General features: G+C 43.9%; 12 protein-coding genes. 9 read left to right on the top strand and 3 right to left on the bottom strand.

Annotated features, from left to right (window positions below; genetic code table 11):
* Positions 1 to 552 (bottom strand): IS5 family transposase (locus tag ACT3TH_RS13025; protein ID WP_444756242.1); only part of this gene is annotated, 552 nt, incomplete at its 3' end.
* Positions 553 to 744: 192 nt separating this feature from the next.
* Positions 745 to 1,155 (bottom strand): Cd(II)/Pb(II)-responsive transcriptional regulator, encoded by a 411-nt coding sequence (gene cadR / locus ACT3TH_RS13020; RefSeq protein ID WP_007394845.1) that lies wholly within the window; start codon positions 1,153 to 1,155, stop codon positions 745 to 747.
* A 142-nt stretch (positions 1,156 to 1,297) separates the two neighbouring features.
* Here cadR and ACT3TH_RS13015 point away from each other — a divergent pair, with 142 nt between their 5' ends.
* The 9 genes from ACT3TH_RS13015 to ACT3TH_RS12975 all read left to right on the top strand — a co-directional run bounded on the left by ACT3TH_RS13015 (position 1,298) and on the right by ACT3TH_RS12975 (position 10,653).
* The gene (locus tag ACT3TH_RS13015; protein ID WP_444756241.1) at positions 1,298 to 3,499 is read left to right on the top strand and encodes a heavy metal translocating P-type ATPase; all 2,202 of its coding nucleotides are present in this window, start codon (positions 1,298 to 1,300) and stop codon (positions 3,497 to 3,499) included.
* Between the two features lie 120 nt (positions 3,500 to 3,619).
* The gene (locus ACT3TH_RS13010; RefSeq protein WP_105244429.1) at positions 3,620 to 5,674 is read left to right on the top strand and encodes a heme lyase CcmF/NrfE family subunit; all 2,055 of its coding nucleotides are present in this window, start codon (positions 3,620 to 3,622) and stop codon (positions 5,672 to 5,674) included.
* Entirely contained in the window at positions 5,667 to 6,317 is a 651-nt protein-coding gene (locus tag ACT3TH_RS13005) for a DsbE family thiol:disulfide interchange protein (protein WP_058025866.1), read from the top strand. The genes ACT3TH_RS13010 and ACT3TH_RS13005 overlap by 8 nt, the downstream gene beginning before the upstream one ends.
* Positions 6,314 to 6,865, top strand: coding sequence for a cytochrome c-type biogenesis protein (locus ACT3TH_RS13000; protein WP_191114791.1), 552 nt, complete (start codon positions 6,314 to 6,316; stop codon positions 6,863 to 6,865). The genes ACT3TH_RS13005 and ACT3TH_RS13000 overlap by 4 nt, the downstream gene beginning before the upstream one ends.
* The gene (gene ccmI, locus ACT3TH_RS12995; protein ID WP_191114792.1) at positions 6,862 to 8,142 is read left to right on the top strand and encodes a c-type cytochrome biogenesis protein CcmI; all 1,281 of its coding nucleotides are present in this window, start codon (positions 6,862 to 6,864) and stop codon (positions 8,140 to 8,142) included. The genes ACT3TH_RS13000 and ccmI overlap by 4 nt, the downstream gene beginning before the upstream one ends.
* A gap of 141 nt (positions 8,143 to 8,283) precedes the next feature.
* Positions 8,284 to 8,991 (top strand): signal peptidase II, encoded by a 708-nt coding sequence (gene lspA / locus ACT3TH_RS12990; RefSeq protein ID WP_057758795.1) that lies wholly within the window; start codon positions 8,284 to 8,286, stop codon positions 8,989 to 8,991.
* A gap of 233 nt (positions 8,992 to 9,224) precedes the next feature.
* Positions 9,225 to 10,061 (top strand): cation transporter, encoded by an 837-nt coding sequence (locus ACT3TH_RS12985; RefSeq protein WP_057758797.1) that lies wholly within the window; start codon positions 9,225 to 9,227, stop codon positions 10,059 to 10,061.
* Between the two features lie 99 nt (positions 10,062 to 10,160).
* Positions 10,161 to 10,286: a hypothetical protein gene (locus tag ACT3TH_RS12980; RefSeq protein ID WP_256713876.1), complete on the top strand. Its 126-nt coding sequence runs from the start codon at positions 10,161 to 10,163 to the stop codon at positions 10,284 to 10,286.
* A 208-nt stretch (positions 10,287 to 10,494) separates the two neighbouring features.
* Entirely contained in the window at positions 10,495 to 10,653 is a 159-nt protein-coding gene (locus ACT3TH_RS12975; protein WP_224737862.1) for a transposase, read from the top strand.
* Between the two features lie 37 nt (positions 10,654 to 10,690).
* Here ACT3TH_RS12975 and ACT3TH_RS12970 read toward each other — a convergent pair whose 3' ends face one another.
* Positions 10,691 to 10,900, bottom strand: coding sequence for a helix-turn-helix domain-containing protein (locus tag ACT3TH_RS12970; protein ID WP_058025361.1), 210 nt, complete (start codon positions 10,898 to 10,900; stop codon positions 10,691 to 10,693).
* Positions 10,901 to 10,958 lie beyond the last annotated feature (58 nt).

Raw genomic sequence — 10,958 nt, 5'->3', positions numbered from 1 at the left:
CCGTGTCCCTGCTTGTTCAATATGCGCTCGTAGTGCATCAGAATCATAGCCTTTATCGGCACATAAAACCTCTGTGTTGCTCAAATTAACTTTGTCTACTAAGTCAGGTGCGACTTTAACATCGTGGGTCGTGCCATCTGACAAGATAAAGGTAATCGGATTGCCATGCGCATCTACTGCCAAGTGAATCTTGGTCGCGCGTCCTGCCACACTTTTACTAATGGATTGTAGGTTCTCATTGCCACCACTGCTGTGCTGATGCGCTTTAATATGAGTACCATCAATGAAGACCCACTCAAGGTCTGCGTCTTTGATTAATAAAGCAAACAGCGTAATCAGCTTATTACTACGAAACCAGCGCTGGTAAGCTTTATAGATGGTATTGGGCTTGCCAAAACACTCGGGTAAGTCGCACCAAGGACAGCCAACACGCATGCGATAAAGCACGCCTTCAACCGTTTGTCTAAGATTTCCTTTGTCATAGATATTAAGTTCTAGTAATATAGGTTTCAGTCTTGTCCAGTGTTCATCTTTGAGCATAGTGCGAGGCATAGCGAACGATATCTTTTTTGTGTGAGAACTTAAAGATTAACCGTTCGCTATTTTTTTTGCCATTAATTTATACCCAATGTTCAACACGCCCTAGTGATCTTAATATCATTGCTGGGTTTTTTTGTGCTTAACATCAGGGCGTATTTAACCTTTCATGATTTGATCCGTCAGAAATGAACACTACTGATATCATTACTCATGACAGGAGTTATCGACAAGCGCGTTTAAAATGCCACATGATGACGCTGGTGCACTACTTGCACATTTCTGGCGCAAAACGGTCAAGTGATGCTTTAAGTGCATCAGTTCTTCCATTCGTATTTCCACAGCATGAATGTGCTCATCTAGCAAGTTATTCACATCGCCGCAGTCCTTGTCAGGCGACTCCCAGTATTCAAGTAAGATTCGCACATCATCTAAAGCCATATCGAGCGTACGGCAATGTAGGATAAATTGTAGACGCTCAATGTGCTCTTCATTATATAAACGATAATTCCCTTCGCTACGAAAAGGCTCGGGTAATAAACGCTCTTTTTCATAATAGCGAATGGTTTCTACTGTGGCACCTGTGCGTTTAGCGAGCTCACCAATTTTGATTGTCATAACAACCTCTATGATTTAAATAATTAAAGTGGCTGTAAAGACTAGCGCTAGAGAAATTAAAATTACGAAACTGTAGATAAATAACCTTGACTCTAAAGCCACTATAGGGTTCATAATATCATTATTCAAAGGGTAAATTATTATGAAATATCATATTGAAGGTATGGACTGTGCCAGTTGCATCGGCAAGATTGAAACAGCTTTGAAACGTATGCCTGGGGTTTCTGATGTTCAGCTGAATTTCGCTACAGAAACGCTAGAGCTAAATTTAGCCCCTGGTGCGCCGACTCAGGCTAGTGATATCGAAAAAACAATCAAAAGCCTAGGGTTCGGCATCTCTGCCAATACTGGTCAACAAACTGTATCGGCTATTGATATTGACAGCGACAATCAGATGGCTCCGCAGGATAAGCAATGGTGGCAAACTCAAAAAGGCAAACAGGTTGTTGGCCTCGGTATTTTGATGGGCAGCGGTTATGCACTGTCACTACTGTTGCCCGCTTATGGGATATGGGTGTTTGCCATCGCTGTGATTGTAGGCGTTTTTCCATTTGCGCGCAAAGCCTTAGCACTGGCTAAAACAGGTTCATTCTTTTCAATTGAAACGCTGATGTCCGTCGCCGTGCTTGGCGCACTTATCATTGGTGAAGCTGAAGAGGCCGCAGCGGTTGTCTTTTTGTTCTCAATCGGTGAACTGTTTGAGAGTATCGCTGCTGATCGCGCTCGCGCTGGCATCAGAGCCTTATCATCGCTGGTTCCGAAAAGTGCAATTTTACTTGATGCTCAAGGTGGGCAGCGTAACGTTCCAGCGACTTCATTACAAGTGAATGACCTTGTGCTGGTGCGTCCTGGAGATAGGGTATCTGCTGATGGTTCCATTGTTCAAGGTGCGTCCAGCCTTGATGATTCGCCCGTGACGGGAGAGTCTGTTCCTGTTGCCAAGACGATGGGTGACAATGTATTTGCAGGGTCAATTAACATCGATGGTGTGCTCCAAGTGCGCGTAGAAAAGACAGCCGCCGATAACACCATTTCGCGCATTATTGAGCTGGTAGAGCAAGCCCAAGCCTCCAAAGCACCCACTGCCCGTTTTATTGAGAAATTCAGTCGCTATTACACACCCGCAGTGATGGCTATTGCCGCACTAATTATTATCATTCCACCGTTAGCCATGGGTGGAGATTGGTCGACTTGGTTGTATCGCGGTCTAGCACTGTTGCTGATTGCCTGTCCCTGTGCTCTTGTACTATCAACACCCGCTGCCATCGCCTCTGGTCTTGCTGTTGGTGCGCGCCGTGGCTTGCTGATCAAAGGCGGTAGTGCTTTAGAAACTATCGGCCAAGTGAAGACGGTCGCTTTTGACAAGACAGGCACTTTAACTGAAGGCAAACCACGCGTGACCGATGTTGTTGCCTTTACACAAGAGGACTCAAGTATTCAAGGTCAGAATTCTCAAGGTCAAGATGAGATATTGGCACTTTTTGCCAGTGTGGAGACTGGTTCTAGTCACCCGCTTGCTGAAGCCATTGTTAGTCATGCTGAAGCTGCTAAAGTGTTCATACCTGTGGCCTTCAATACTTCTGCAACTGCCGGTAAAGCGGTACACGCAACTGTCGCGGAGCGCGCGCTAGCTATCGGTTCGCCTGTTTACGCAGCCGATGAGGCATTGATTTCATCCACACAACAGGCGCAAATTGAGGCGCTGCAAAATGAGGGTAAGACCGTCTCTGTTCTTTTCGATGAGCAAAGTCGCGCGGTGCTTGGGGTAGTCGCACTAAGAGACGAGTTACGAGACGATGCTCATGAAGGTGTGGCTCAGCTCAAAGCGATGGGTGTGCGCTCCGTCATGCTAACAGGCGACAACCGCTTAACCGCTCAAGCACTTGCCAGTAATTTAGACGTGGAATGGGAAGCTGAGCTGTTGCCTGAGGACAAACTGCGCCTGCTTAACGAGATGAAGAACAACCGCAAAATAGCGATGGTTGGTGATGGTATTAACGATGCGCCAGCGCTAGCAACTGCCGATGTTGGCATCGCGATGGGTGGTGGTACCGATGTGGCCATTGAGACGGCCGATATCGCATTATTAAAAAGTCGTGTTACGGACATGGCTCATCTCATCGCACTTTCACGTGCCACCATGCGCAACATTCATCAGAACGTCATTTTCGCTTTAGGTCTCAAAGGCGTCTTTCTGATCACGACCATATTCGGCATTACTGGACTATGGATTGCGGTTCTAGCTGATGCTGGAGCAACAGTGATCGTTACTCTTAATGCGTTACGTTTACTGCGCTTTAAAGGCGCGCCTCCACTGGTAAATCCGCCTAAAGTAGTTAAATAAAACCCTTCGAAATCAATTAAAAACTAGAGATAGCAGCAGATTTCGGGGTGGGTTCTAATAATAAAAATTCCACCGCCACAGTAAACTGCAACCGCATTAGAGTAAATAAGGTTAGACCGTATGTTGATTACAGAATTGGGCTATTTTGCCTTGCTTACCGCTTTTGTACTGGCGTTATTGCAGGTAATTCTGCCAACTATTGGTGTTATTCGTAACCAAGTTGCTTGGCAACGACTAGCCCCTAGCCTAGCTTGGGCACAGTTTGCCGCCATGATAACGTCATTTGGCGCTTTGATAGCAGGTTTTTATTATAATGATTTTAGCCTCAGTTACGTCGCGCAGCATTCTAATACGCTGTTGCCTTGGTACTATAAGTTATCGGCGACATGGGGCGGACACGAGGGCTCTTTGCTGCTATGGATGACCATCATGGCCACATGGTGTGCACTGGTATCATACTTTAGTCGCGGCTTGCCGTTATCAATGCGTGCGCGGGTATTAGTTATTTTGGCCGGTGTACAGTTAATGATGCTAACGATGCTGATATTTACCTCGTCACCGTTTGAGCGTACCTTACCCAATCTAGCGGTCGATGGCGCTGATTTAAATCCTGTCCTACAAGATTTCGGTCTGATTATTCATCCGCCCATGTTATATATGGGCTATGTGGGTATGGTAGTACCTTTTGCATTTTGTATGGCGGCATTGTGGGAAGGGCGTTTAGATGCTGCTTGGACACGCTGGTCACGTCCATGGGCGCTCGCGGCTTGGGGATTTTTGACCATTGGTATTGCACTGGGCTCGTGGTGGGCCTACTACGAGCTTGGCTGGGGCGGTTGGTGGTTTTGGGATCCGGTAGAGAATGCCTCGTTTATGCCTTGGCTTGTCGGCTTAGCATTGCTGCATTCATTAGCAGTCACTGAAAAGCGCGGGGTGTTTAAAGCATGGACCATCATGCTGGCTATTTTCGCCTTTGCCTTAAGCTTGCTTGGCACGTTCCTGGTACGCTCTGGAGTCCTTACCTCAGTGCATTCGTTTGCCGCTGATCCGACGCGTGGTTTGGTTATCTTAGCTATTCTTGGCATTATCATCGGTAGTGGTCTATTAATGTTTGCCGTTCGAGGTTGGCGTTTAACCGTTGAAAGTCAATATCAGCTGATTTCACGTGAGTCCTTTTTAGTGATCAACAACGCCATCATTTTGATTGCAACCTTAGTGGTGCTGCTCGGCACCCTTTACCCTATTATCGCTGATGCTTTTGGTTTAGGACAAGTGTCCGTTGGCCCTCCTTATTTTAATGCATTATTTGTACCTTTAACGTGGCTGTTATTAATAGCTATGGGTATGGGCTCAAATATTCGCTGGAAAAAAGACACCCGTCCACTACTGGGTATAGGCATGGTCATCGCCGTTAGTAGCTTAGTATTAGCCGCCATTATTACTTACTTTGTTAATCCATCGTCTATGCTTAATATTGGTGTGACTTTAGCCGTTAGCTTTTGGGCACTGCTATGGATGGCAGTTGATTTTAAAGATAAAACTAAGAATGCGCCTAATCTTTTTAACGGTTTGCGGCAGTTGCGTCTGAGCTATTGGGGTCAACAGACTGCTCATATTGGCGTATTGGTTGCTGTCATTGGCATAGCCTTTACTAGTAGCCTGAGTATTGAGCGTGACGTAGCAATGGGTATTGGCGATACAGTCAATGTTCAAGGTTACGATTTTGAAGTAACTGAATTTTTTGAAATAAAGGGTAGTAACTTTGATGCAACGCAAGCGCAAGTGGTGGTATCCAAAGACGGTCGTGAAGTGGCGAAACTGACTCCAGAAAAGCGTACTTATATTATCAGCACGATGCCAACAACTGAAGCTGCTATTGACCCCAGTCTTATGCGCGATGTTTATGTCGCACTGGGCGAACCTATTGCCGATGGTAGTAACCAATGGGCATTAAGGATTTATGTAAAACCATTAATTCGTTGGATATGGCTCGGCGCTATTATTATGGCATTGGGTGGTCTGCTGAGTATGCTTGATAGGCGCTATCGTCTCAAAACATCCAAGACCCCTGCACAAATTGCAGCGAGTAAGTCAGGCTTTACGACGGTTACTGATTTAGATGTTAAAAGCACTACTAATAACACGACACTAATAGGGGAGAAGCAAAATGACTAAGTCTAATCATTTTTCCGAGCAACCCCCTGAAACAAAAGGTAATCGAACAATGAAAAAAAGCCAAATTAGAATATGGTTTTTGATCCCGCTGATCATCTTTGCTGCTGTTATGGTTATGCTTTATTTTCGTTTGGGGCAGCCGACTGAAATCGTAACCAATACCGCGCTTGAACGCCCAGTACCAGCGTTTGAGCTGCCATTGTTGTCCGATACCAGTCGGATCATGACCAATGACAACTTACCTGATGAGCCCTTTTTGATGAATATTTGGGGCTCTTGGTGCCCAACTTGCGTTATTGAGCATCCTTTTTTGATGCAGCTAGAGGAGCGTGGTGTCAATCTGGTTGGCGTGAATTATAAAGACGATATCGGTGATGCGCTCAGCTATCTCAACCGAGGCGGTGATCCCTTTTCGATGTCTATTCAGGATTTGTCCGGCCAGTTTGCCTTGGACTTAGGGTTGACGGGTGCGCCTGAGACTTTCACTGTCGATGGTGAAGGCGTTATTCGCCAGCACATTGTTGGTGAGATTAACGAGAGTAACTGGCAAGATCGTATTGAGCCTTGCTTAACGGTACTCAATGATGCCAATGATAATAACGTCAGTCCAGATGCGATTCAGGTTGAAGAGGTGTGCAAATGATAGCCCGTTCAATAAAGGCCGTTACGATAAAAGTAGCGAGCTTAATACTTGCCTGTCTCCTAAGTGTGACCAGCTATGCGGCGATAGAGGTATATGATTTTGACTCTGCACAACAAGAAGCCCAATATCGAGGGCTAATCGAAGAGCTACGTTGCCCGAAATGCCAAAACCAAAACTTGGCAGGTTCTGATGCGCCGATTGCCCAAGACTTAAAGCAAAAAGTCTATGATTTGATTAAAGACAGACGTAGTGATGCGGAAATCCGGGATTATATGCAAGAGCGCTACGGCGATTTTATCAGCTACAAGCCGCCTGTACGTCCATCGACATGGATTTTATGGTTTTTTCCGCCATTGCTACTGATCGTATTATTGATAGGGTGGTTTTGGCAAAGTAAACGCCGCCAAGTTGTCGCCCGTGGCCAAAACGGCGTTACAGTGAACAGTACTGCTGCCTTGACCTCTGCGGAAAAGGCTGAGCTTGATCGTCTATTATCGCAAGCTGAGAATGTCGACCACGATATTACTAGCATAGAGGACAAAAAATGACTCTATTTTCTACTTTTGGCTTATTTGTAGCTCTAAGCTTGCTGATTGCTCTTATATTTGCGCTAATTGCTATTATGCCATGGCTACGAGCACCGCGTTTGCAGTCCAAACCAATAGACAATCAACTGCTAGATATTAATGTTGCAGTATTTCGCGAACGTTTAGCTGAGCTACAAACAGATAAAGACAGCGGTACTATTAATAATAGCCATTATCAAAATCAAAAGCTGGAACTGGAGCGTCAGCTATTGGATGCCCAGCGTGAAGTCACGCCGATGGTCACCCCTGGTATCAAAAGCCGCTTGATCCTCATGGTTTGGGTGCCTGTATTGGCTGCGCTGGCGTATCTGATGGTGGGTGACCGAACGCCTGTGTTTGATCTGTGGACGGCCGAAGACAAGGTCGGAAAAGTCGCTGATGACTTGTTGACTGGCAAAATCGATCAGCCACCTGTATGGGCAATCGAAAACGGCCAGCAGCTTATCAGCGCGATGCAGACCAACGTTTATCGTCATGCCGATGATCCTGATCGCTGGATGCGTTTGTCAGAGCTGTTTTTATCGCTTGAAGCTACCGACTCAGCGATTGAAGCTTTGTCACGCGCTTACCGTCTGTCACCAGACAATGAAGAGATTGCGACCACTTATGCGCAGATTAGCTTTTTTGCCAATAAAGGTCAGCTTGATGCCAGTAGCCGCCGTGTATTACAAGATGTCCTTGCCAAAAATCCACAGCATGAAGGTGCGCAGATGCTAATGGCAATGGGTGAGGCACGTGGTAGTAACTTTGCCCAAGCGCAAGGTTGGATTAAACGCTTACAAGGCAGCATTGTGGCCAAACCAGGTGATCATACTAAAGCTTTAGCAAGCTTAGATGAGTTAAGCAACTACGTTAGCACGCAAGAAAAGCAAGCGCTAGAAGGTATTGACGTGACAGTGAAAATTAACGCTAATTTATTACCGTTAGTGAAAGCTGATGATGTGTTGTTTGTAGCGATACGTGATGTGAAAGGGGGCCCTCCGTTTGCCGCCAAACGTTTACCCATTAGTATTATCAAGCAAGGTGAGGCTAGTATCCGCTTAAGCAATCTTGATGCGATGATGCCAGATCGCACGTTAAATTCAGCTCGTAGTGACAAAACTCAGTTAGCAGTCGTTGCTCGTATTAGTCATAGCGGTAATGCCATAGCAGAATCAGGCGACTTATCGGGTAATCCTATAATGATTAGCGTTGAACAGACTCAGGTTAATGTTGAAATCAATCAACAGATTCCCTAATAAAAAATTATTACCGTAAGTTTCATAATACCAGAGCGGTAAGTGGAGCCGTTTATGAAAGTGGCGCGATTAATAATCGTATACCAAAAACATATACGTTTAACATTGTTCATTGTATAAACATAGATAAAGGAAACAACTATGACTGAATCTACCGACAGATTAGATAGTACTAAATTGAATAGCGTTGAATCGGCTAGTACTAATATTGCTGACAAGAAGGTACCTATAGCTGTGAGTAGTACTCATCAATCGATTGACTCTAAAACCATAAATCATACGCCTAAAGCTATGTACGTGACTTCAGGCAACTCAATAACACCTAAAGATAAGTTGGACAAAATACCAAAAATGGTTGCCAATGGCAGTCGCGCTTTTATCTGGTATTTGTTGGCGATAATGGTATTAATACTTGATCAATGGACTAAGTGGTTGGCCCAAACCACATTAGCGTTCAATGACCCCGTACCGGTCATTGAACCATTTCTCAACTGGACACTCGCTTATAACTATGGGGCAGCATTTAGCTTTTTAGCCAACGCTGGCGGTTGGCAGAAATGGTTTTTCTCAGGCGTAGCTTTTGTAATGGCTATCTTTTTAACGGTTTATTTAATCAAAGCGCCACGTGCAGCCAAGCTATTATCTATGGGGTTGGCCTTAATGCTTGGTGGTGCGATTGGCAACTTAATCGATCGTTTAAGAATTGGTAAAGTGGTTGACTTTATCCATGTGCATTATGCTGATGTCTGGAATTATCCTCTTTTCAATGTTGCAGATATAGGTGTCTGTGTCGGTGTCGCATTGATTATAATTGACATGATATTTTTAGAAAGTAAGCGTAATAAATAAGCACATTGATGCCGATTATCACAAACAAAATGAACTAGCGTCGTATTCACTCTATACGGAAAAATACTTTTTATACTTGAGTATGTTTATAAAATGTGAACTGGAAGGTAATGTTACTTAGACAGGCTGGGCATTTGATGTATAGTGTCATTTGCATTTCACTATTTATCAATTTCTCAGCCTGTTTTTTTTCAGCCTACTTTTTGAACCACCACCCGGATATAAATGTAACTATGAATAAAACAACTTTTAAAATATCGAAGATGGACTGCCCTTCGGAGGAAAACCTAATCCGAATGAAATTAGAGGGCCACTCGAATATTGAACATCTTGAGTTCGACATTCCTAACCGTCAATTAACTGTGTTTCATCATGACAATATAGAAGGGATAGAGACTGCTATTCATGACCTAAAATTAGGAGACACCCTACTCTCGACCGAAACCATTGACCCCTCTGATCCCAACAATAATTTTAAAATTGATGCTGACTCTAGTCACAAAAAAGATGCTGAGCAAAGAAAGCTACTATGGATAGTGCTGGTCATTAACTTTGCTTTCTTTATTATTGAAATGAGCACGGGACTGATTTCTCGTTCGATGGGGTTGGTCGCCGACAGCTTAGATATGTTAGCAGATAGCTTGGTGTACGGAATTAGCTTATTTGCGGTCGGTGGAACGGTCATTAAGAAAAAACGGATTGCTAGAATTGCCGGATATTTTCAAATTACGCTAGCGATTCTTGGTTTTTTAGAAGTACTAAGACGTTTCTTTGGCAATGAGCAGTTACCTGACTTTTCTACCATGATAGTCATATCGATTCTTGCGCTAATTGCAAACTTGATTTGCCTCTATTTACTACAAAAATCGAAAAGCAAAGAAGGAGAAGAAGCCCATATGCAAGCCAGTATGATTTTCACTTCAAACGATGTGATTATCAATTTAGGGGTAATTGTTGCAGGGATTTTGGTTAATTGGTTACACTCTAGTACGCCTGATTTGATTATTGGTAGCATCGTATTTGCTTTAGTTATTCAGGGCGCCTTTAGAATATTGAAGTTGAGTAAGTAGCCAAGCCTAATAACTGAAGCAAATAGCTCAAGTAAGTAGCTTAATTAAACCGCTAAGTGTAAAGTAACTGGGTTTGAAGCAAATAAACATCATAAGGATATGAGACCTCAAGCAATGATTGAACAAACTTTAAATCTAGTCACCACCAAAGACCATCAGCAAGTTGCCGTTTGGCGAATAATAGATGATGAAGTCTTTGATAAGAATCTGGTGGTGGTCAACTAATTTAGGACACTAATAAAATTCAAACCTACATCGCCATTACTTATAACCCTGAGTCGAGAACGGATAATAATTATAAGCGTTGGGGCAACTTTTATGACCGCCAAGATCTGTTAGTAGGTGACGAGTTGTGTCAGGTGGTTAATTTTCAGAGACCTTCCTAAATTTTGTGTAAGTATTTAATCTAAACGTCAGTTACACAGAATCTGGGATGGTCTCTCGTATTCTTTGGTTGCCACCCTACAGCCCTGATCTAAATCCCATTGAAAAGAAGTGGGCACAGGCAAAATTTCTACGTCAAGGCTGGATGGAGAATAATCTACCTAAGCTGTTTCATGATATGGGTTGTATCTCTTTTATTCTAGACTGACTATAGTTAACTATCATATTATTATGAATCGAACAATTTAGACTAGATCCTTAATATCTATATCCAATGCATCGCAAATATCATAGGCCTTTTTGAGAGTGACATTCTTCTCTCCACGCTCGATATTTCCCATATAACTTCGATCAATATCTGCCATCTCTGCCAGCACTTCTTGAGATATTCCTTTGCTTCTGCGCACATCACGGATACGCTTTCCAAAGGCTATCATGCGTTCATCTGTCTTCATCTCACCAACCACTGCTAAAAATAGCAATACTCACAGTGGTGGGCTATAATATCCACGG

It is taken from the genome of Psychrobacter sp. AOP22-C1-C5, from assembly GCF_052378885.1.
Classification (GTDB): Bacteria; Pseudomonadota; Gammaproteobacteria; order Pseudomonadales; family Moraxellaceae; genus Psychrobacter.
Note: the sequence above shows the minus strand (reverse complement) of the source record. Positions and strands in the feature narration are given on the sequence as shown.